The 22,823-nt window shown below is 36.4% G+C and carries 22 protein-coding genes; 11 read left to right on the forward strand and 11 right to left on the reverse strand.

The features are described from left to right. Positions 1–83: 83 nt before the first annotated feature. The 3 genes from LC457_RS01730 to LC457_RS01740 all read left to right on the forward strand — a co-directional run bounded on the left by LC457_RS01730 (position 84) and on the right by LC457_RS01740 (position 3,492). Positions 84–1,922 carry a M1 family metallopeptidase gene (locus LC457_RS01730; protein WP_223598349.1) on the forward strand — a complete coding sequence of 613 codons (1,839 nt, stop codon included), beginning with the start codon at positions 84–86 and terminating at the stop codon, positions 1,920–1,922. Between the two features lie 223 nt (positions 1,923–2,145). After that, a complete protein-coding gene (locus LC457_RS01735; protein ID WP_223598350.1) occupies positions 2,146–2,904 on the forward strand; it encodes a type III pantothenate kinase in 759 nt (252 codons plus the stop codon). A gap of 60 nt (positions 2,905–2,964) precedes the next feature. After that, positions 2,965–3,492 carry a GNAT family N-acetyltransferase gene (locus LC457_RS01740; RefSeq protein WP_223598351.1) on the forward strand — a complete coding sequence of 176 codons (528 nt, stop codon included), beginning with the start codon at positions 2,965–2,967 and terminating at the stop codon, positions 3,490–3,492. 152 nt (positions 3,493–3,644) lie between these two features. On the opposite strand, the gene LC457_RS01745 is transcribed toward LC457_RS01740, so the two are convergent. The 6 genes from LC457_RS01745 to LC457_RS01770 all read right to left on the reverse strand — a co-directional run bounded on the left by LC457_RS01745 (position 3,645) and on the right by LC457_RS01770 (position 7,928). After that, the gene (locus tag LC457_RS01745; RefSeq protein WP_223598352.1) at positions 3,645–4,076 is read right to left on the reverse strand and encodes a nucleoside deaminase; all 432 of its coding nucleotides are present in this window, start codon (positions 4,074–4,076) and stop codon (positions 3,645–3,647) included. Next, a complete protein-coding gene (locus LC457_RS01750) occupies positions 4,077–4,691 on the reverse strand; it encodes a hypothetical protein (protein WP_223598353.1) in 615 nt (204 codons plus the stop codon). Between the two features lie 53 nt (positions 4,692–4,744). Further along, positions 4,745–5,665 (reverse strand): YafY family protein, encoded by a 921-nt coding sequence (locus LC457_RS01755; protein ID WP_223598354.1) that lies wholly within the window; start codon positions 5,663–5,665, stop codon positions 4,745–4,747. A gap of 102 nt (positions 5,666–5,767) precedes the next feature. Beyond that, positions 5,768–5,923: a hypothetical protein gene (locus tag LC457_RS01760; protein ID WP_223598355.1), complete on the reverse strand. Its 156-nt coding sequence runs from the start codon at positions 5,921–5,923 to the stop codon at positions 5,768–5,770. Between the two features lie 222 nt (positions 5,924–6,145). Beyond that, on the reverse strand, positions 6,146–7,183 hold the full coding sequence (locus tag LC457_RS01765; RefSeq protein ID WP_223598356.1) for a patatin-like phospholipase family protein: 1,038 nt from the start codon (positions 7,181–7,183) through the stop codon (positions 6,146–6,148). Between the two features lie 244 nt (positions 7,184–7,427). Continuing rightward, entirely contained in the window at positions 7,428–7,928 is a 501-nt protein-coding gene (locus tag LC457_RS01770; protein WP_223598357.1) for a M15 family metallopeptidase, read from the reverse strand. A gap of 310 nt (positions 7,929–8,238) precedes the next feature. Here LC457_RS01770 and LC457_RS01775 point away from each other — a divergent pair, with 310 nt between their 5' ends. From LC457_RS01775 to LC457_RS01795, 5 genes are all read left to right on the forward strand, one after another. After that, positions 8,239–9,510 carry a Y-family DNA polymerase gene (locus LC457_RS01775; protein ID WP_223598358.1) on the forward strand — a complete coding sequence of 424 codons (1,272 nt, stop codon included), beginning with the start codon at positions 8,239–8,241 and terminating at the stop codon, positions 9,508–9,510. 49 nt (positions 9,511–9,559) lie between these two features. Beyond that, the gene (locus LC457_RS01780) at positions 9,560–9,832 is read left to right on the forward strand and encodes a hypothetical protein (protein ID WP_223598359.1); all 273 of its coding nucleotides are present in this window, start codon (positions 9,560–9,562) and stop codon (positions 9,830–9,832) included. Positions 9,833–10,075: 243 nt separating this feature from the next. After that, complete coding sequence (locus tag LC457_RS01785; RefSeq protein WP_223598360.1) at positions 10,076–10,936, forward strand: complement C1q domain-containing protein; 861 nt, start codon at positions 10,076–10,078, stop codon at positions 10,934–10,936. A 10-nt stretch (positions 10,937–10,946) separates the two neighbouring features. Beyond that, entirely contained in the window at positions 10,947–11,759 is an 813-nt protein-coding gene (locus LC457_RS01790) for a hypothetical protein (protein WP_223598361.1), read from the forward strand. A gap of 11 nt (positions 11,760–11,770) precedes the next feature. Continuing rightward, entirely contained in the window at positions 11,771–12,682 is a 912-nt protein-coding gene (locus tag LC457_RS01795) for a hypothetical protein (RefSeq protein WP_223598362.1), read from the forward strand. Here the strand turns inward: LC457_RS01795 and LC457_RS01800 are convergent, their stop codons facing one another. From LC457_RS01800 to LC457_RS01810, 3 genes are read right to left on the reverse strand one after another with little or no spacing between them, the layout of a single operon-like run. Continuing rightward, positions 12,683–14,242, reverse strand: coding sequence for a tetratricopeptide repeat protein (locus tag LC457_RS01800; RefSeq protein WP_223598363.1), 1,560 nt, complete (start codon positions 14,240–14,242; stop codon positions 12,683–12,685). It lies immediately after the preceding gene. A gap of 16 nt (positions 14,243–14,258) precedes the next feature. After that, on the reverse strand, positions 14,259–14,870 hold the full coding sequence (locus LC457_RS01805; RefSeq protein WP_223598364.1) for a YdeI family protein: 612 nt from the start codon (positions 14,868–14,870) through the stop codon (positions 14,259–14,261). A gap of 5 nt (positions 14,871–14,875) precedes the next feature. After that, positions 14,876–16,009 (reverse strand): serine hydrolase, encoded by a 1,134-nt coding sequence (locus tag LC457_RS01810; protein WP_223598365.1) that lies wholly within the window; start codon positions 16,007–16,009, stop codon positions 14,876–14,878. 98 nt (positions 16,010–16,107) lie between these two features. Here LC457_RS01810 and LC457_RS01815 point away from each other — a divergent pair, with 98 nt between their 5' ends. Next, positions 16,108–17,436, forward strand: a complete 1,329-nt coding sequence (locus LC457_RS01815) for a M48 family metalloprotease (RefSeq protein ID WP_223598366.1) — start codon at positions 16,108–16,110, stop codon at positions 17,434–17,436. A gap of 128 nt (positions 17,437–17,564) precedes the next feature. Here LC457_RS01815 and LC457_RS01820 read toward each other — a convergent pair whose 3' ends face one another. After that, positions 17,565–19,094: a hypothetical protein gene (locus tag LC457_RS01820; RefSeq protein ID WP_223598367.1), complete on the reverse strand. Its 1,530-nt coding sequence runs from the start codon at positions 19,092–19,094 to the stop codon at positions 17,565–17,567. A gap of 82 nt (positions 19,095–19,176) precedes the next feature. Then, on the reverse strand, positions 19,177–20,718 hold the full coding sequence (locus tag LC457_RS01825) for a glycine--tRNA ligase (protein WP_213277713.1): 1,542 nt from the start codon (positions 20,716–20,718) through the stop codon (positions 19,177–19,179). Positions 20,719–20,922: 204 nt separating this feature from the next. Here LC457_RS01825 and LC457_RS01830 point away from each other — a divergent pair, with 204 nt between their 5' ends. Both LC457_RS01830 and LC457_RS01835 read left to right on the forward strand, forming a co-directional pair. Further along, on the forward strand, positions 20,923–21,618 hold the full coding sequence (locus LC457_RS01830) for a pseudouridine synthase (RefSeq protein ID WP_223598368.1): 696 nt from the start codon (positions 20,923–20,925) through the stop codon (positions 21,616–21,618). A 160-nt stretch (positions 21,619–21,778) separates the two neighbouring features. Next, on the forward strand, positions 21,779–22,816 hold the full coding sequence (locus LC457_RS01835; protein WP_223598369.1) for a quinone-dependent dihydroorotate dehydrogenase: 1,038 nt from the start codon (positions 21,779–21,781) through the stop codon (positions 22,814–22,816). Positions 22,817–22,823: the final 7 nt, after the last annotated feature.

Raw genomic sequence — 22,823 nt, forward strand, 5'->3', positions numbered from 1 at the left:
ATTAAACAGAATAAAATCTCAAAATAACTCCTATTTGAGGGTCTTGTTTAAATTACCTACCTTTAAAAAAAATAAAATTTTAAATGAGAAAATCGGCTGCAATCATTTTTGCGTTTATCATTTCACAATTTCAGGCTCAGCAAGGAGCTTATTATCAGCAGGCTGCGAAGTACAAGATGGATATTGATGTCAATGCTGAAAAATTTACCTATCAGGGAAAACAGACTTTAGAATACACCAACAACTCACCAGATGAGCTGAATGTGGTGTATTTCCATCTATATTGGAACGCTTTCAAACCTAATTCCATGATGGATCAAAGAGTGGCTTCCCAAGGCAAGAATGGTGACGGAAGGCTGCAGAAAGACGGTATTTCAAGGCTGGCTTCCATTCCAAAAGATCAGGAAGGAGCTCAGAATATCCACTGGATTAAACAAAATGGAAAAGATCTGAAATTTGAAGTTCAGGAAACCATTATGAAAGTTTATCTGGCAGAGCCAATTAAACCAAACTCTACAACTACTTTTACAATGGACTGGGATTCTGTGATTCCTCAACAGATCAGAAGAAGCGGTAGAAATAACAGGGAAGGTGTAGATATGACAATGACGCAGTGGTATCCAAAAATTGCTGAGTACGATTATGACGGCTGGGCAACTTTTGATTATTTGGGAAGAGAATTCCACGCTCCATTCTCTGACTTTGATGTTACGATTAAAATCAACAAAGATTATGTTGTAGGAGCAGGAGGTATCCTTCAAAATCCTAAAGGCGTGAAAGGATATGAAACTAAAAGTCTGCTTGTAGTAGATAAAGATAATAAGGTTACATGGAAATGGACTGCAAAAAATATTCTTGATTTCGCATGGAGTGCAGACAGAGATTATTCTGTAGAAAGCTTCAATGTTCCGGAAGGTCCAAAAGTATATCTGGTTTATCAGAAAAATGATAAAACGAAGGCATGGGGAGAATCACAACCTTATATCACCAAATATTTCCAGATCATGAATAGTCACTTTGGAAAATATGTATATCCTACTTATGCATTCATTCAGGGAGGTGACGGAGGAATGGAATACGGAATGTGTACCATGATTTTAGGTGAAGCAAAAAGCGTTAAAGATTTAATGGGTTTAATGGCACACGAAGGATCTCACTCATGGTATCAGCAGATGTTAGCTACCAATGAATCTGTACGTCCATGGATGGATGAAGGTTTCACAAGCTATGCGGAAGGGTATACCATGTATCAGCTATTCCCTGAAGACCTGCCGAATCCATTTGCCAAAACACTTGATGCTTACAGAAGCTTTATTAAAAAAGGAATCGAAGAACCTGCCGTTTGGTTAGGGGATCACCATGATAACGGTACAGCTTATACATATGCATCTTATGTAAAAGGTGAATTATACCTGGTACAGCTTGGATACATTATGGGAGAGCAGAACCTTGCGGAAACCCTGAAACAATATTATGATCAATGGAGCATGAAGCATCCTTCAGACAGAGATTTTCTTCACATTGCACAGAAAGTTTCCGGGATGGATCTGAAATGGTTCCATAATTATTGGATCAATACGACAAAGACGATTGATTACGGGATTAAAGATGTAAAATATGATGCGAAATCTACAACCATTACTTTAATCAACAACGGTCAGGTTCCAATGCCGATAGATTTTGGAGTGATGACAACGGATAAAAAAGTTGTTACTTATCAGATACCATTGAATATGACGCATACATGGAAACAAAAGGATATTTATGGAGATCTTAAAACAGCGCCTTACTGGCCTTGGACCCAAAAAGAATATACCCTTACCATTCCTTACACCAAATCTCAGTTATCTGTTTTGGGAATTGATTTCAGCCAGAGAATTGCAGATATAAACATGGAGAATAATTTTGTAGAAGTAAAATAATAAATACAAAATAATATAATAAATAGCGCGGAAATTTTATTTCTGCGCTATTTATTTTAAAGAAAGAGGTAGCTGGTAAATGTTGATGTGGATTTATTTTAAAGATAGACTTAATTTATAAGAGATTCAGAGCTTGTTTTTATAAAAATGATTAAATTTAATCCCTCAAAATCAAGCAGGAATTTCAATCATAAATCAAGAATTTCTTCTGAAAAATATGTCAATGAATTCAATCGTAATCAACGTAGGAAACAGCAATATCAGATTTGGTCTTTTCAATGGCGATAATTGTGATATTTCGTGGGTAATCAATACAAAACCTTACAGAACGGCAGATGAACTTTATGTACAGATGCTGATGCTTTATCAAACCTATAAAATTGAACCAACAGAAATTGATAAAGTAATTATCGGTTCTGTAGTTCCGCAGCTTACCAAAGTAATGAGCTCGGGAATCAAGAAAATTCACGGAACTAATCCTGTGATTGTTGATAGATCAACCCCTTCAGGCGTTCAGGCAAAATCCAAGCAGATGGGAACAGATATCTATGCAAATCTTGTGGCAGCACACAATCTGTATCCGAACAGGAAAAAAATTGTCATCGATTTCGGAACTGCTCTTACAGCCAGTTGTGTAGCAGAAACAGGAGAGACTTTGGGAGTGATTATCGCTCCGGGAATTGTTACTTCATTAAATTCGTTGATCAACCAGACTGCACAGCTTCCGGACATTGAACTGAAAAAACCGAAATCTGTTTTGGGGCTGGATACGGTAACCTGTATGCAAAGCGGAATGGTGTATGGTTTCCTGGGAATGGTAGAAGGTTTTGTGAATCGCATCAATGAAGAGGTGAATGACGAGTGTTTCGTGGTAGCGACAGGAGGGGTTTCCCATGTCTATAAACCTCTTACAGATAAGATTCATGTGATGGACAGACTTCACACATTGAAAGGTCTTTATTTCCTGGGGAAAGATTTATAATATATTAAAGCAGGTTTCAGCCCAAGTACTATCTTAACTTTCAACTTTAACCTTAATACAATGGAAAAATTTCCCATCATAGAAACGGAAAGACTTATTCTCTCTCAACTGGAAGAAAAAGATATTCCTTTTATTGTTGAATATCTTCAGCATAGGATTTTTTCTGATCTTACCTCTAATATTCCTTACCCTTATGTTGAAAATGATGCCAGATCATGGCTGAAAATGTCAAAAGAAGCTTTTGATAATAAAACAGGATATACTTTTGCTATCCGGAATAAAGAAGGACATATCATAGGTGCTATCGGGCTGCATGACAGGGATGATGATAAAGCAGAGCTGGGATATTGGATAGAAATGTCTTACTGGAATAAAGGATATGTAACAGAAGCCGCAAGAGCAATCGTAGATTTTGGTTTAAATGACCTGGGTTTCAATAAAATTTTTGCTACTCATTTTCTTCACAATCCGGCATCCGGAAGAATAATGGAGAAAATAGGAATGGAACAGGAAGCTGTTTTAAAACAGGAAATAAAGAAAGACGGAGAATATTTTGATATAGTAAGATACACTATTTATAAAGACTGATTGTAAGGAATATGGATTCCTGATTCTATAAAAACAAAAGCCGGAGGATATTTTAATTTTCTCCGGCTTTTTATACTATTATTATTTTCCAAACCCTTAGACGAGGGTTAAAGTCTATAAAGACACAAATCAAATTTCTTCAATGGAAGGGTTTATCTTTTACTTTTAAAAAAATCTTTAACAATAGAAGAGCATTCGGCTTCCATAATGCCTGTAATAATTTCTGTTTTCGGGTGCAGGGAAAGATTTTTATTGATAAAACCCCTTTGTTCATCCCGTGCACCAATCACTACTTTTGAGATCTGAGACCAGGAAAGTGCACCTGAGCACATTACGCAAGGCTCCATCGTTACATAAAGAGTACAGTCTTTTAAGTATTTCCCTCCAAGAAAATTTGCCGCTGAGGTGATGGCCTGCATTTCTGCATGAGCGGTAACATCATTCAGTGTTTCCGTAAGGTTATGGGCTCTTGCGATAATCCGGTTATTGGAAACCACTACACATCCAATAGGAACCTCATCTTTTTCCAAAGCGGCTTCTGCTTCCTGTAAAGCCATTTTCATGTAATATTCGTCAGTAAACATTTAGTCGTTTATCGTTAAAGTTAAAGGAAGTTTAAAACGGTAGGTCGTAGGATCACCTTTTATCATTGCGGGAGAAAACTTTTCTGCCAGAGAATATAATGCAATTTCCGCCTGCCTGTTGAAAGTGAAATTATCGCCCTGTGCATGAACATTGCTGACCGTTCCATCTTTTTCTACAATAAAATCAACATCTGTTTTTATCATTTTTTCTACAGAATAGACGCCATCAACGTATAGCAGATTGGCAACTTCTTGTCTCAAAGAATTAAGTCCTCCGGGATAATCTGCAATCTTTTCTGCGTCTGAAAATTTCACAGAGGTTAATTTAGGATTTTTGATGGTTTGGAGGTCTTCGAGATTTCTTACTTTTAATAAAGCTCCAATCAAGGCATTGTTTTCAATGCTGTCCATCTTTTTCATAAAAAAGAGAAAATCTCCTTTTATTGCCACCTTTTTATCTGTACTTGATTCAGCATCAAACTTTTTTTTGAACTCTTTATTCAGCATATTTCTGTGCTGGTTGTAATAGCTCTTTACAAGCCGGAATTCTTCCTTCTGCTGTGCCAGAAAAAAGGTGGAGATAAAGCAGCTGATGCCAACAAATAAAGTTTTCAATAAGGGTATATTTATGTAAATATAACAAAAAATATGAAATATATTTTTTATAATCAGCTTTCAAGATAGCGGTTTAAGGATTCCTGCAAATGGTTACGGATATCATCAACTAAACCTTTAGGTTCAAGAACTGTAACTTCCTTACCGAAAGAAAGAATCTCCTGCATAAAGTCGTAAGTAGGATGAAGGAAGAACTCAAAATAAATTTCTTCCGGAGTTTCTTTGGTCTCTTTCTGTGATTGATGAAGAGGGAAGCTTCTGATATATTCTCCCTGATGACGGCTGCATTTCAATACAATATTCTGTGGTTTCTGCTCAGCCAGATTCATCACTCCGAATGCATTTTTAAAATGCTCTCTGAAATTATATTTATACTTCTCTCTAAACTGATTTTTGGCTACGTCAAGATAGTTGATTCTGTCAAGCCCGAAGGATTTTAAAACTTTATCTTTTGTATCAATAGCAATAAGATACCATCGGTCTTTGGATTCTTTTAAGGCTAAAGGATGAACTTTTCTGGACGTCATCAGTTTGTTTTTGTAATTGTAGTGTTCAAAACTTACAACCCTTTTATTTCGGATGGCAAAGAACAGGTCATAAAAGTGTTCCACACCGGTTGGCTTACGGCTTTCAAAAAAGATAAAATCTGAAAAATCAGGGTGAAGATTCAGAGCGTTACTCACCTGAAAAGATTCCAGTAGTTTTTGGTTATATTCATCCACTTCCATAATGGGGCGGCTCTCAATATAGTATCGGTTGTCACCCTTTTTCTTGTTGTGAATGGAAAGATTGAAAAGATCGGAAATTTCCCGGATGTCCCTTTGCAGAGTACGGATAGAGTAGCTCTTAATCTCAGCGTCCTGAAATTCAAAAGAGTTTAAAAGATAGTCCTCCAGCTGGGAATAGGTAGCTGGAGAACTTTCTAATCTTTTTATAATTAAGGCATATCTTGTCAAATAAAAATCTTTCTTCATTTCTTTTTTTTAGGGTGCAGCAGAACTGCGTTTCAGGGTAAAGTTTTATAAGACAAATATATGCGGTTAATGCGACAAAATGTGTCGTGTTTTATTTTTTATCTAAAAAGTATCTTCCTCAAAATCTTCTCTCCAGCATTTTTCAATAGTGTTGAGATAGTTTTCATAATCCATCTCGGCATTTTCGATATCGCTCCATTCTATAGTATAGAGGTTTTCATCGAAGAGTATATCTGTTTTGTGATCTGGTGTTTCCATGTTTTGTATTCTGATGTCTTGGTTATATTTTGAACATATTTCAGGCTGTTCAGCATAATTGCATGTTGAATTCAATAGCTTTTTTAAATTTTTATAGATGGTTGTTTAGTGTCTTTAATACTCCAAAGGTAATGGGGCAAAACGACAGAACTTGACGTGTTAAAAACTAATTTTAAAATATAATCTTAAAAGCTTATATTGGCTGGTTATAAGGTTTAAAGCTTATATTTTATTTCTGATGAGTTTTTGAACAATCTGATTCAGGATTTCTCTGTTATCATCAATATAGCTTAATCCGGCCTGTATCAGATTTTCAATATTAGACCTTCTTACGTTATCCATTGCAGGAGAAGCGTTTTTCAGTGAAGGATTCACACGGTAATAGTTTTTCTGATTTCTCAAACCTAGCGTCTGAAACATCTGCTCCAGCTGATAATCTACTGTTTCTGCATTGGCAGACATTAAAATATCAATTATAGGGCTTACCCAGCCAATTTTCCCAGCTTTTTCAAGTTTTTTAAAAGGATAAGGTCTGGCTTCAATTCCTGTTCCGATAGAAACAATAATCATATCATTTACACTCGGATGGTTGGCTTTCTGATGATTTTTCAAAACTTCTGCAAAAGGAATTTTTCTCGCTTCCGCATAAACACAAAGAGCGGGATTATTAGCAAACATTCCTCCATCAATCAGGCTGAAGATCTGTCCATACATCGATTTGATCTGTACCGGACTAAAATATGTTGGAGCAGCTGAAGTCGCTCTGCAAATATCTTTTACATAGAAGTTATCTGTGCTGAGGTTGGCTTTCCATGAATTGAAAAGTTTTGCTCTTCTGTTTTCAATGTCGTAACTTGTTATTAAACATGGTTTTATTAATTCTTTTAATTCTAAATTTCCAAAAAAGTCATTTAAATTCCTTTCAAGAGATTCCTGTGGAATTTTTTCATTCAATAATCCGAATGGATTAACCAGTTTTTCCCAAAAGGAAACCTGGAAGATATCGCCGCCCTTTTCCGCATATAATTCTAATCCTTTCTGAATAGAATATTTTGCTTTTCGGGTTTCGTCGGGACATAGAATAATAGAAGCAATCAGACCTCCGGTACTGCTGCCTGCCACCAGATCAAAATAATCCCCAAGCTTTGCCGTGGGCTTATCATAATACTGGAGCTGTTCTTCTATGTAGCGTAGAATAATGCAGGTGATGATTCCTCTTATTCCGCCCCCGTCCAAAGAAAGAATGGTTGTCTTTTTCATGTTATTTTTTCATTTTTTTTAAGAAACATCTGGCAGCTTTAGACAAGTAAAACCAATAGATTTTCGAAAAAATGTCTATTGGTTTCAGCTTATTATAAAGATTGCTTTGGTGTTTTCTTATAAAGCAAAGATAGATGGAGGAAGCGACAGAACTTGTCGTATTATAAATGATTTTAATTAATTTTATTAAAAAATAGAGCTTTAAATCAGTTAGTTAGGTTTGTTTGTGTGTTTTTAATAAAAATTAAAAAACAACATAATTTTGTTTATCTCTCGGCATCTTCAATAGTGTCCTCCAGCTGGTTTTTACAGGTCCTTTCTTAGAAGGAATACTCTTTTTTTCAAAGTGCGGAAGATCCTTGAATGTTTTCCAGTTTCCACCCCAGTCCCAGCCATGACGGGCAAAGATCTTTACACACTCATACCAGTCAGCAACTTTGTCATTATCCCAGTCTTTTACCGTATCCCAGCTTGCTGTTTTACCGCCAATCATCAGGCAGATATCTACAGCAAGACCATAATTGTGGATGCTTTGTCCTGCCTTAGCGTTGGTCACCTTTTTTCCTGAAGTAATTCTTCCGATCGCATACAGTTTTTCCTGCTCCTCAAAAGATCTTAGTCCCTGAGTGATCCGTATCCTGGCTCTCCCGGTAAGAGCTTCATCACATTCCTGTATAATTTGCTTTACTTCATCTCTTACCATCGGGTGAAGTTTCTGAATTCGTTCTAAGGTTACTTTGTCCATATTTCTTATTTTGTATGATAACAAAAGTATAGAACAGAAGCGACGGAACTTGACGTGTTTTATTTAATTTTATTAAAAATTCTACTGTGTTCAACCTGGCTGTTTCAGGTATTATTGAGACTATAAAAAGGGATTAGATAAAATGTTTTTGTGAGCGAAATTATAATGCTAATACGACAAAACATGTCGCATTTAAAAATTTCATTCGTTTGTTTTTCAGACTGTTAAATATGATGTTAATTATAGTCTAAAAGCTTATTTTATTCTTTAAAAATTCTAATTTTGTAGAGATATTTTCTGTACAATTGTCATGTATGCACTCGTAGATTGTAATAACTTTTTTGTTTCCTGTGAAAGGACTTTAGATCCTGATCTTGAGGGCAAACCCGTTGTGGTTCTTTCCAACAACGATGGGTGCGTTGTATCCAGAAGTAAAGAGGCAAAAGATCTGGGAATTCCTATGGCAGCTCCGGCATTCAAGTACAAGGAGCTTTTTCAACAACATGATGTAAAAAGTTTTTCTGCAAAATTTGAACTCTATAACTATAAAAGCCAGCAGGTCATCAATATTGCCAAATCCTATGTTCTTGATCATGAAGTCTACAGTATTGATGAGCTTTTTCTTGATTTGACAGGATTTAAATACATTGATATGTATGAATATTGTCTTAAGATCAGAAATGAGATTAATGAGAAAGAAAATATTCCGGTAAGTATCGGAATTGCTCCCACTAAGACTTTATGTAAAGTAGCGAATAGAATTGTAAAAGATTTTCCGGATAATTTTAGTGGAGTTTATATTCTGGATACTCCTGAAAAAATTGAAAAGGCATTGAAATGGCTTAATATCGGAGATGTTTGGGGAATCGGAAGAAGGCTGGCCGTCAAAATGAATGACAATGGTGTTTATAAAGCTTGGGATCTTCTTCAGAAACCTGAAATATGGGTTCGGAAGATTATGGGAATTCATGGAGTAAGAATGATCAATGAACTGAAGGGGATTCGTCAGCTGGAGCTGGATTCTCCTTCGCCTAAAAAATCCATAGCTGTTACCCGAAGTTTTATGCAGATGCTTGCGAAAAAAGAAGAAGTAAGAGAAAGGGTAGAAACTTTTGGAATGTATTGTTCAGAGAGATTAAGAAAGCAGAATACCTGTTGTAAAATGATTACTGTTTTTGTACAGACCAATCGTTTTAGGAAAGATTTGCCTGAATACAGAAATGCAATGACCCGGATTCTTTCCAATCCTACCAATTCATCAATTTTAATAGGAAGAGTGGTGAATGAACTTTTTGAAGCCATTTACAGAGACGGGTTTCATTACAAAAGAGCAGGAGTTATGGTGAATGATTTTGTTCCCGAAGATCAGAGACAGATCGGTCTTTTTGAAGAAGATATACAAAACCAGCACCTTCCCGTGATGAAAGCTATGGATGCCATGAACAGGAAATATGGTAAGGATAAAGTGCGTCTTGGTAGTATGAGCGGTGAGAATACTTTCGGACGTGCAAAGCTATCTCCGGAGTATGAGGCTTTCCTGAAAAAAAATACCTTGCCGGAAGCTAATTTCAGATTTCATTAAAGCTATTCCTCATTCAAAAATTCTGCTTATTTTTCGTCTTTCTTTCTGAATGAAAAATAAAACGACTGAAATCAATAATTTATTAAAGCAATTGTCCCGGGAAAATTTTTTCGGATATGAGATAGTTGATTATTGGGATGGCGATACTACAGCTTTAGGATTACAGAAAGAAAATATTGTTGTCTATATTTCAACATTTCACTGTCCTAAAAGTAATTACTATGACATCATTATTGAAGAATTCGAGACAGGTAAAATATTGAAATCAGGAGAAAATAAATCCTATGGTGAACTTATTCATGACCTTCAATCTTTTTTCTAAATAGGTTTTCGGAATAATAATTTTCTTTAAAAAGTAAAAATCCTATAAAAATTTCCCACAAAATAGGACGGTAGTTTTATTTTAAATAGTAAAATTCCGTATTTTGACAATGTAAAGTAAAGGCTTATTTGATTTGTTATCAGTTGGTTATGTGTTTTTGGTCTAAGGGCAGCTATTGTATGCGATGTGCTTTTGCATTTATCTTTGACCGAGAATTGTACACGTTTAAAAACCACAGATCAAATGAAAAATCTAAGTATTTGGATGAAGGGAATACTGATTTCCTTGTGCTTTACAATAAGTTACTCAAAAGCGCAGGTTGGTATTAATACCTCAAACCCTCAAACCACTTTCCATGTGGATGGGGCAAAAGATAATCCGACATCCGGAATTCCTTCCGCAGCCCAAGCAGCCAACGATGTCGTCATAACTTCCACAGGAGAAATAGGAATCGGAACATTATCTCCTGCTGTTAAGATAGATGCACGATCAGCAGTTAACACAGATAATTCAATCGGAATAGGAGAGACCAGCCAGGCAGCCTCATCAGCAGGTGGAGGTGCTGTAAGATATAACCCGCTGAATGGCGGAAAGATGCAATACTCAGATGGTATTGTATGGCAGGATCTTATTTCTTCTCCTACCAAAGCTGTAGTGGTAGCCAATCTTCAGGCAGCGAATTTCGCCGTTAAAGTTCCCTATCAGGTTTCTACGGGTATTACCGGATGGACGGAAATCTCTGATCCAACAGCAAACTTCACTCCCGGAACAGGTATTTTTACAGCACCAAGAACCGGAGTGTATCTTGTCTCTTTTACCTATGATTTCGTAAGAATCCCTATCGCCTCAGGCTATTTCTCGGAAGCGAGATATGTTGTGAACGGAAGCAATACTGTTAAGAAATGTGTGAAATCTTTCTCGAATAATTCTAAACAGGCACAAGTTGCAGGTTCTTGTGTTGCCGGAGTTCAGCTGAATAAAGGCGACACTCTTCAGCCTTATATCTACCAGTCTGTTTATAATGGCAATCTAAGTTTAAGAACAGATCTTACTTCTGCAAGTAATGATTATGGCTTTGTAAACCTTTCTATTTTAGAACAATAACACATTTGATATGAGAAAAAAATTAAAACTGGCTTTATTCATTTGCTGCGGTATGTGGATGCACGCTCAGATAGGAATCAATATGTCTGCCCCGGAAGGAACGGTGCATATAGATGGACAGAAAAATACAAATGTCTCAATACCTTCCAGTTATTATGATGATGTAGTTATTACTCCCACCGGAAATGTAGGAGCAGGAACAAAATCCCCCAAAACCAGACTGGACCTTAGATCCAATGAACGTTTAAATGCAATCGGAATTGGAGGAACTTCACAGTCTGCTTCTGCAGCAAAGGCCGGAGCGTTGAGGTATAACTCAGGAACTCAGGATCTGAGCTATTCTAACGGAACTTCATGGATTACACTGGCTCATAAAATATCCAATGATTTTGTAGACGCAGAAAACTCTTCGGTACAAAGCTTTACTGATGGCGTGCAGACCGCTGTTACCGGCTGGACTAAAAAAACGGATGTGAATAGCAGCTTCAATGCTGGCACAGGAACCTTTACTGCTTCAAAAACAGGAGTGTATATTGTATCCTTTACCTTTTCATTAGCATCGGGAAGTATTGCGAATGATTCAAGATATGAAACTTTAATCCAAACCAATTCAACATCTTCCACTACCAATAAAGTGTTCAAATGTGTAGGAAGTTACCCCGGAACCAATACCATTGGAAACCGTGTTGCAGGGAATTGTTCAGGAATTTTTAACCTGAATCAAGGGGATAATATTACCGTAAGTCTGAATCAGAAACTGGGAAGTTCAAAAACTTTGGATACTGATGCTACACTTACTTCTTTAAGTATTTTCGGATTATAAAAAGAAAGATGATGAAAAAAAATTGTTTACTGATTTTAATGACTTTAAGCTTCCAGTGTGTTTTTTCACAGATTGGAATCAATACTCCAAATCCACAGGGTATCCTGCATACTGATGGACAAAAAGATAATCCGGTTTCAGGACCGACATTTACCCCGGCCCAGCAGAGTAATGATATTCTTGTGAACAGCACCGGAAAAATAGGAGTGGGAACGCTCGTCCCGGTTACGAAAGTTGATGCCAGAAATTCCGGAAACGGAGCCATTGGCTTTGGAGCTTCTTCACTCACTGCACTTGCCGCTGATGAAGGAGCAGTGCGTTATAACAATGGAGTGGAATATTCTAATGGAAATGAATGGCTTCCTTTGCTCACCGCACAACCCACGAATAATAAAGTAATCGTTATTGCAGCCAAAACCAATAATAATGTAAAGCTGGCAACTCCGTCTATTCCGACAATTACTGCAGGATTACAAAACAGAGCAAGTAACTATCTTGTAGACTGGAGTAAAACTTTTGAAAGTAATTCCGGCACGAGTTTTAATGCTGCCACTGGTATTTTTACTGCACCCCGCAATGGAATTTATGTAGCTTCTTTCACAACAGATCTTGCTCCATTAGCAATTAATTATACTACGGATCCTTTAAATCCTATTCAAATAGAAGCGATCTGGCAGCTTTATGACAATACAACGGGATTAGCGGTTACCAATATTGTAAATACGGTAAAATGTGTTAATACAATGTCTTCAAACAGTGTAGGAAATATTGATGCAGGAAGCAACTGTACCGCCTCATTTTACATGACAGCAGGGCAGAGACTGATGCCTTACATCTGGTTTAATTTAAATAATTCAATCGTTGCCAATTTTTCATTAAATAACACCGGCGGCTATAATAACTTGACAATAGCAGAACAGTAGTCAGGAGATTTCATCCAGTGTTTTGATAAATGCAGACGGATGCAGCCCTGTGATCTTCTTGAATTCAAGAGAAAAAGCACTGTGAGAAGAATATCCCGTGATTTCAGAAAGGTGATTAATCTTGTACTTTCTGTACTGCGGTTCGTTTTTTAGTTGGTTGACAATATAATTGATCCTCAGGTGATTAATGTATTGATTGAAATTGAATTTCTTATGTTTCTTAATAACCGCTGAAAGATATTTTGTGTTGATATTCAGGGTGTTTGCAAGATTATAACGTGAAATATTTTTGTTGTTAAACTCAAGGTTTTCTTCAAATATTTTTAATCCGTGTAATATGTTTTCCTCTACTTCCGGTGAAATTTTTATTTCTGTGGGAGTAGAGGTATTTTTATTTTGGATATCATCAGAAACTTCCTGGGGGTCTTCTTCATAAACCACCGGAGAAATACCTTCTTTGTAAATTTTGGCAACAGCTTCTTTATGCTTTTTGCGGAGACGAATGCTGTTAAAAATGACAATCCCTAAAACAATGATTAAGCCAAGACACACTATAATAAGCCCTTTCGAAATGGAATGGCTCTTATTGAGCTGCTGATCAAAACTTTCCTCTTTTTTGGATAAGGTTTTGTTGACCGCCATTGCTTTGTTGTAAGCGATACTGTCTTTTAATTTAAGATTTTCAAGTTTATATTTCACCGTATTCGGTTCATCATGAAGCTGAGTGTAGGCTTCCTCAAGGTTTTTCGTGATCTCAATCTTTTTTTCATTGAAGCCATACTGATCTACAATAGCTAGTGCTTTCTGATAATAAATCACAGCACTGTCCGGTTTATTCTGTTTCGATAATGAGAACCCAATATCATTCAGAATATTAGACTGCAGATAATGATTGTTTTCTCCTACTAAAGAAAGGGCTTTTACGAAATAGTATTTAGCCTCTTTAAATTTTTTTACTTCCGATAAATTATATCCCATATTGGTATAAGCGGAGATCAGCAGTTCGTTTCGCCGGGCTGTATTTTTAAGCTTCTGAAATTCCTGAATGGCATTTTTAGAATACAACTCTTTTTCTTTATACTGATTCTTATTGAGAAGGATCAAAAAAGAATTAAAGATCATTCCTTTCAGCTCATGTCCTTCCTCTGTATTGTTATTTTTTACTTCAGACAGGGCATTGCGAAGACTTGTAGAAGATTCTTTAAGCAATCCGAGCTTTGCATATTGGGTTCCCTGCATTCTGTAAGCCAGAGCTTTCCCGATAGCATAATCATTTTGGGTAGATATTTTTAGGGCTTTATCTGCAAAATCAAGACTTTTTTCAGCATCAGATTTTAAATAACTGTTGAATGATTTTAAATAATAAGCTTTAGCAAGAAACTCAGGGAGATTTCTTCTCTGCGCTGAATCTATAATCTTATTCAGAACGATTTCCGAACTGTCCGGATTCCTGGATGAAAGAGTACGGGCATATTTATACTGTCTCTCAAAATCAATTGCCTGAGAGAATGTAGAAACCGAAATAATAAGGAAGAAAAAGAGAATAATTTTTTTCTTCATTGTGTTTTTTTTGTGTTTATTTTTTTTGGTATTTCCAGTTACGGCCTCTACCTTCCGCTATCCATTCCAAAGACTGTTCCAATCTTTTATTTCTGGTAGCTTCTGTTTTGGCTTCTGTAACCCATGCAATATACTCTTTTCTGAATGATGGTGAAGCCTTTTCAAAAATATCCGAAGCCTTTGGATGAGCATGTAAAGCAGACTGAAAATAATCCGGAATTTCCATTTCTGTTTTGGAAGGTGAGGCTTTCTTCATTGTGACACCCATATCCGTAAGTTCCATGGCTTCTTTTATTGCTTTCTTCAGCTGAGGTTTGGAGGGAAGATCTTCCATTCCTGTTATTTTTCCTAAGCTGAACATTGAATTCTTCTCAATATTCTGAGTTATCTCCTGCATGGTTTTCATTTCCTTTTCCAACCAGAATCCAAAAGTACAGTGTTGTTTGAAGGAAGCCATAGCACACAGGTTTTTTCCTTTATAGATAAAATGAGGAAAACTCCATTTCATGGTTTCTTCAGCATCAGGGCAGAATTCATGAACCGTTTCACGGATATAATGCAGGATAGGCTTAGCAAAATCCTGTGATTTTTCAATATAGGTATCTATTTTCGGACTGTATTTTTCCATAGCATTTATTGGAATAATTGTACAATTTCATTCACGAGGTATTTTACCTGATCAGGTCTTCCTCTGTCATTTTTAGGGTTGTTGGAGTAACTTCCGGTTTTTACAATAACGATATTGTGCTCCGGAACCATAATAATATACTGCCCCTGTAATCCCAGGAAATAATAATGTTTGATAGGGTTGTCATGATTGATCCAAAGCCCCATTCCATAAATGTTTTCAGACTTTTCTGTTGGAGTTCTCATCTGTTCAATAAAGTCAGCATTGAGAATCTGCTGATCCCCGGCTTTTCCATCATTCAGAAACAGCTGCCCGAGTTTAGCAAAATCTCTTGCATTGGAATGAATGCAGCAATAAGCTTTCTCCATACCATTGTCGTCTGTGCTCCATTTCGCATTCTGCTCCATTCCCAAAGGAATCCAGAATTTTTCTGATAAATAGCTCGATAATGGTTTATTCAGAGCTTTTCTGAGGGCAAAACCAAGAAGTTGCGTAGAGCCGCTTTGATATTCAAATCTTGTCCCCGGTTCTTCTTTAAATTTTCTTGAGAATACAGCTTTTACAAGGCTTTTCCCATAATAGGCCTTAGCATTGGGTAAAAACGGATTATTGTAATTTTCATCCCAGTCCAGCCCGGATTCCATTTGAGCCAGATTTTTAAGGGTTACCTGATTTCCGAATGTTTTATTTTTAAATTCCGGATAAAAATCAGAGAATTTTTCATCAATATTAGAGATAATGCCTTCTTCCAATGCTTTTCCCAGCAACATGACAGTCATTGCTTTTGCCATCGAAAAAGAATTGGTCTGTGAAAGTTGATTATATCCTTCCCAATATCGCTCATGAAGAATTTTTCCATTCCTTATTACGACAAAAGCAGCTGTTCTGGAATGTTTTAAATTATCAACTAAATATTTAGGTAAATCCTTTTTGTTGTAATCCGGATCTTCTTCCCAGAGTATGGGTTCTTCTGTGGCAATGGGATTGCTTGGGAAAAGATTTCCGTCATCAATAGATGCACTTGATTTTCCTTTAAGATAGGTTTTGGAAATACCACTAAATAAATAATCATATCCCAGAAAATAAGCGGCTGCCGCACCAACTACCGCTCCGCCTATCATGTACTTTAGTATTCTCATTTTTTTATGAATGGTCTTTAACAAATTTAGAATAATTTGGCTATAAAATTTAAAATGAATGAGCAAATAAGTTATTTTTGTTCTTATTGATGAAAACTATGACCAGAAAACTTATTGTATTGGGGTACTTCCTATTTTCAATCATGGGAATGGCCCAGATTTATAAACCGATAGACACTGCAGATTATATACAGAGGAAAACCTTTTTAAAGAGTTTTGAAGGAAATAATGAAGCCACTGTAAAGAAATTAAAATCTCAGTATTCCGGGAAAACCGGCTCAGAATTATCCAAAATCTATAAAGAATTCGGAACAGATTTTCAAAAGCAGGTGAAGAACAAGGATTTTATCTTTAAATCTGAATTTGAAGCCAGCATACAGTCTATGATTCAGCGTCTTAAAAAGAACAATCCAACCATTCCTCAGGATTTGAAAATTCTGATCGCAAAAGACAATACTCCCAATGCTTACTGTCTTGCTGACGGAACGTTTGTAATCAATATGGGGCTTTACAGCTGGCTCAATAATGAGGAGCAGATTGCAGCCGTGATTTCCCATGAACTGGGACATAAAATAGAGGAACATTCCCTGAAAACCTTTTTAAAAATTATCGAACAGGATAAATTGGATAAAGTATTGGTTGAGAATATCAAATCAACTACCACAAGCCGAAGCCAGAGTCAGAATCAGAAAGCTTTCGATATCTTTAAAAATACAGTGTATAAAAAAGGGGTGGAAAAAAGACAAAGCGAAATGCAGGCAGATTCTTTAGGATATGTCATTTTCAAAAACAGCGATTTTAAGAAAGCAGAATTTGTAAATGCGCTTCAAAGATTGCAGGATTTTGATACCATTTCACCTAGAGCACTGAAGATGGAAACCTATAAAAAACTTTTTAATCTTCCAAAGCAGGCGTTTAACGAAAAATGGATGAAAAAGGAAGACTTTTCACTGTACAATTATAATTTCTACAAAGAAAAACTGAATAAAGATTCCCTCGCATCACATCCTGAAGTATCCAGAAGGATTGAGATGCTAAAAAAAACGTTTACAGAACTTAAAAGTCCAATTGCTCCGGAAAAACCTTCGGACCTGTTTGTAACATTAAAGAAAACAGCAAGAATGGAAATTTTACCCAACTATTTCCACTCAGAAGATTATGGGCAGGGGATTTATGCGGCTATGCAGTTTTTGCAGGATGAAGAGGAAGAAAAATATTATAAAAGCTGGTTGGGAAGATGCTTTTCCAAAATATATGAAGCCAGAAAAAACTATAATCTGAACCGGTATCTGGATAGAATTGAACCTAAGAATCAAAGTGAAAGCTATCAGCAATTCCTGAACTTTATGTGGAACCTAAGTCTTGATGAAATAAAAAATATTGCAGACTATTATCAGGCTAATGAAGCCATAGCAAGGGCAAACTGATTTATTATCAATGATTGAAATATCAATAGACACGGGCTTAGCCCGTTGTAAAATAATAAAAATTCCACTGGCTTTAGCCAAAACGTAAAAGAAGAATCCTGATGACACATCAGGATTCTTCTTTTATACTAATAATTTAATTTCTCCAAACGGATTTTATTAAATTTTTCTTTTTCGTTATACTCTCTAAGAAGAATATAGCCCTCTTTTCCTACATAAGGTGTTACCGCATAATTGTCTTTTTCAGAAATAGGAATGATCTCCTGTTTGAATTTTCCGTCAATAATGGTATTGATGAACAAATTCCACCTTTTCTGCTTGGTTACTTCATCTTTCTGATAGTCGCGGTAGAAAAATACTACGTCTTTTCCTCCGTTGAGGTATTGAGAAAACAGATAATCACTGTTTACCCATTTTGATTTTTCTTTTTCAAAGACCTGTACATTTTTCACTTTGAAATCTTTGTCTGTGTAGATGTAAACAAGGTCTGTGGTTTTGGGAGCATTATACTGTCCTGCAGGTTTATATTTTTCAGACAGGATTCCTACACTTCCGTCATTCATAAAATACATGTCTTTGGTCTGAAGCATATATCCGTTTTCTACTATTCCGTTTTTATTCACTTTTGGAAGGAAAGCTGAGATATTCGGCTCATAATTGATTGTTTTAGTATCCGCCGTAAAGTTTTTCTTGTCCACCATCATTCTTGCAAATCCTACTGATTCGGAATCATCATAGTTTCTTCCCAGCAGAACTACTTTATCATCAAAATTTTTGTCATTGTCAAGCTTTCTGTAATTGGAGTAGAAGGATTCAATATTGTCTATGGTATCATCAGATAACCCGGTTACCGGCTTATTGGAAGTTTCTTTTCCGGTTTTCATATCAAGAACAAGAAGACTGAATGTTTTCTGTTTTTCATTCACTTTCTTCATGATGCAGTACATGTAATTTTCATCTCTTTCCAGAACAGATAGGGTAGAATAAATTTTCTTGCTTCCGTCAGTATTGTATTTATATCTCCAAACCTCTTTCTTGTTTTCATCAAATTTCATGAGGCTGTTGTTATTTTCATACTTTCCGTAATCTTTATACTCTACGGCAAAATAACCGCCTTCTTTTAGTTCACCTACGGCAGAAACGTAGTTGTACCCTTTGTCTTTTTTTTCATCACGATTTTCCTTACGCTGTTCTTTCCAGCTCTTAGGTTCGTTGATTTCTTTGAAAGTACCGTTTTCCAGATAGTCATAATATATTTTTCTGGTAATAGAGTTTGTCTTCGGATCAATCACCATAGAAACAGGAGTAAATACTTCTCTGCTTTTTACCAGAGAATAATCCATCATTGAAGGTTTTAAGATAATCTGCCCTTTAAAATCAACATATCCTAAATAAGATGCGGCAGTGATGTCTCCTTCAAACTCTTTATTGGCAACAGGGTTGAGGTTTTTGTCTAATATTACATACTCAAACTTTTTGGTCTTGTCACCGGATTTTCCGTAAGAATATAGAGAAACATAGCCGTAAAGATTGTCTTTATCATCGAATAGAGCATTCATTCCCACGTGATCCCCGGCGGCAAGTGTTGTCAGATCCTGGGTTTGGGAAAATGCAAATGTCTGGATCAGTCCAAACACTATCAGTGTTATTTTTTTCATGGTTAAAATTTGAGGGATAAAAGTAATAAATTAACCCATATGTTGATAAAAATAAAAAAGCCCTGAAACCAGGGCTTTTAAATTATAATTGAGAAAGTAAATTTCTGAAGTTCGTTTTTTCATCGATGATTCGTCTCAACTCTGAAACAGGAACTCTTTCCTGCTGCATCGTATCTCTGTCTCTGATGGTTACTGTATGATCTGTCAAAGAGTCGTGGTCAATAGTAATACAGTATGGAGTACCGATAGCATCCTGTCTTCTGTAACGTTTTCCAATCGCATCCTTCTCCTCGTAAAATAAGTTGAAGTCATACTTCAGATCATTGAAGATTTTTTCTGCATATTCTGCTAAACCATCTTTCTTCATCAATGGAAGAATAGCCGCTTTAATTGGCGCTAATGCCGGAGGTAAAGATAAAACCGTTCTTTCTGAACCGTCTTCCAATACTTCATCTTTTAAGCAGTGAGAGAAAATGGATAGGAATAATCTGTCTAAACCTACTGAAGTTTCCACTACATAAGGAACATAGTTTTCGTTTCTTTCAGGATCAAAGAACTGAAGTTTTCTTCCTGAGAATTCTTCATGCGCCTTTAAGTCGAAATCTGTTCTTGAGTGAATACCTTCCAGCTCTTTAAATCCGAATGGGAAGTTAAACTCAATATCAGCCGCAGCATTCGCGTAGTGAGCCAATTTCTCATGATCGTGGAATCTGTAGTTGTCATTTCCAAGACCTAAAGCTCTGTGCCAGTTCAGACGTTTTTGTTTCCACTGCTCATAGAACTCAAGCTCTGTTCCCGGAGCAACGAAGAACTGCATTTCCATCTGTTCAAATTCACGCATTCTGAAGATAAACTGTCTTGCCACAATTTCATTTCTGAATGCCTTACCAATCTGTGCAATACCGAAAGGAAGCTTATGACGTGAAGTTTTCTGTACATTCAGGAAATTAACGAAGATCCCCTGAGCCGTTTCAGGTCTAAGGTAAAGATCCATCGCACTGTCAGCAGAAGCCCCAAGCTTTGTTCCGAACATCAGGTTAAACTGTCTTACCTCTGTCCAGTTTTTAGAACCAGTATCAGGATCTGCAATCTCAAGCTCTTCAATCAAAGCTTTTACATCAGCAAGATCTTCATTTTCCAGAGATTTTGCCAGTCTTGAAAGAATAGCCTCTCTTTTTGCTCTGTATTCCAGAATTTTTGGATTCGTGGCAACAAACTGATCTTTATCAAAAGCATCCCCGAATCTTTTCGCAGCTTTTTCAATTTCTTTGTTCTCTTTATCTTCAATTTTAGCGCAGTAGTCTTCCACCAAAACGTCAGCTCTGAAACGTTTCTTAGAATCTTTATTATCAATCAATGGATCGTTGAAAGCGTCTACGTGGCCTGATGCCTTCCATGTTGTCGGGTGCATCAAAATCGCCGAATCAATACCCACAATATTTTCGTTAAGCTGTACCATAGCTTTCCACCAGTATTGTTTGATATTATTTTTAAGTTCGGCTCCGTTTTGTCCATAATCATAAACAGCGGATAAACCATCATAGATCTCACTTGATGGGAAAATAAAACCATATTCTTTAGCGTGAGAAATCACTTTCTTGAAAACATCTTCTTGCTTTGCCATAATTTTTTTACGTCTGAGATGCAAAAATAGCAATTTGGATCCAAAATCATGAGATTCAATAAAAAAAGCAGTTAATAAACAGACAAATATTTACAATTTAATTTTTCAGAAGCCGGGAACCTGCTTTCCACTATATCTTTTGCTTTGCAAAAGGATGCCGTTACAATCAGGGCTAGATCAATCGAAAATTTCTACTTTTGCACCATGTTAGAAATTCTTTATCGAGATGAGCACCTTATTGCAATCAATAAACCCAGTGGATTATTGGTTCATAAATCCTTCTATGCAGGAGAAGCCGATACCTATGCTATCCAGGAGTTGAAGAAACAGATTGGACAAAAAGTTTATCCTGTGCATCGGTTAGACCGGAAAACTTCGGGTGTTCTTCTGTTTTCTTTAGATAAAGATACCCTTAGGAAAATGAGCGAACAGTTTGCATCACGCGAAGTGGAGAAAAAATATTTGGCCATTCTTCGGGGTTGGGCTAAAGAAGAAGAAACCATCGATTACGATCTGGTTAATGAAAATGAAGTCAAGCAAAATGCTGTTACGTATTATCGTCGTTTGCAGACTTCGGAAATAGATTTACCCTTCTTAAAACATCAGACTTCAAGATATTGTTTGGTCGAAGCTATTCCTGAAACGGGAAGGTTTCATCAGCTGAGAAAACATTTTAAACATATTCTGCATCCTATTTTAGGCTGTCGTAAGCACGGCTGCAATAAGCAAAATAAATTGTGGCTTCAGACATTTGACATCAATAAAATGACGCTCCATGCCCATCAATTAATTTTTAATCATCCTGTTTCTAACGAAAGAATTACGGTAAATGCCACTATAGATGAAGAGTTCAAAAGAATAGGGGATATCCTGAAATTTGATCTGAGTGCATATTCTTAATTTTTAAACCAAAAATTTGCTAATATACATCACCTTGTCAAGGTTCCAAACCTTGACAAGGTGGATAGTATAGATGCTATATATCAAACATTTCGATAAAATATCATAGGTTAATCGAGCATTAATTTTAAAATGAGTAATTTTGTAAAACTTTTTTTCAATGTACAAATCGCTCATTCGTCCGATTCTTTTCAAATTTGATCCTGAAGATGTTCATCACTTTACATTTTCAATGCTTAAGAATTTTGGATTCCTCACAAAATTATTTTTACCAAAACCTATTGAAGACAGACGTCTGGAAAGAGAAGTTTTCGGATTGAAATTTAAAAATCCTGTAGGATTAGCTGCCGGTTTCGATAAAAATGCAGTTTTGTTCAACGAATTGGGAGACTTAGGTTTCGGATTTGTAGAAATCGGGACGGTAACCCCAAGAGCTCAGGCCGGAAATCCAAGAAAAAGATTATTCCGTTTGATAGAAGATGGCGGAATTATCAACAGAATGGGATTCAATAATGAAGGTCTTGAAGCGGCTATTGAAAAACTGAAATCCAACAAAGGAAAAATAATCATCGGTGGAAACATCGGAAAAAATACAGATACAAGCCCGGAAAACTATACCCAGGATTATCTGGACTGTTTTGAAGGTCTTCACCCTCATGTAGATTACTTTGTACTGAACGTAAGCTGCCCCAACGTAGGAAGCCACGCCAAACTTGAAGATGTAGAATATCTGAGAGAGCTGATTACAGAAGTGAAAAAGATCAATCAGTCAAAATCTGTACAGAAGCCTATACTACTAAAAATTGCACCGGATCTTAATAACAATCAGTTAGACGAAATCATTGAGCTGATCGCAGAAACAAAGATTGATGGTATTGTAGTTTCCAATACTTCTGTCAACAGAGAAGGTCTGAAAACCTCTCCGGAAGTTTTAGAACAGATAGGAAATGGAGGTTTGAGCGGAAAGCCTATCCGTGAAAGAAGTACAAAAATGATCAAATATCTTTCCGATAAAAGCAACAGAGCATTCCCAATCATTGGAGTAGGAGGAATACATTCTGCAAAAGATGCCATGGAAAAATTGGATGCGGGAGCCAGCCTGATTCAGCTGTATACAGGCTTTATTTATGAAGGACCGGAACTGATCAATGATATAAATAAGGAACTTCTGAAAAGAGCAAGCAGATTACCGAGATAAAATAAAA

Source organism: Chryseobacterium sp. GVT01B (assembly GCF_019970045.1).
Lineage (GTDB): Bacteria > Bacteroidota > Bacteroidia > Flavobacteriales > Weeksellaceae > Chryseobacterium.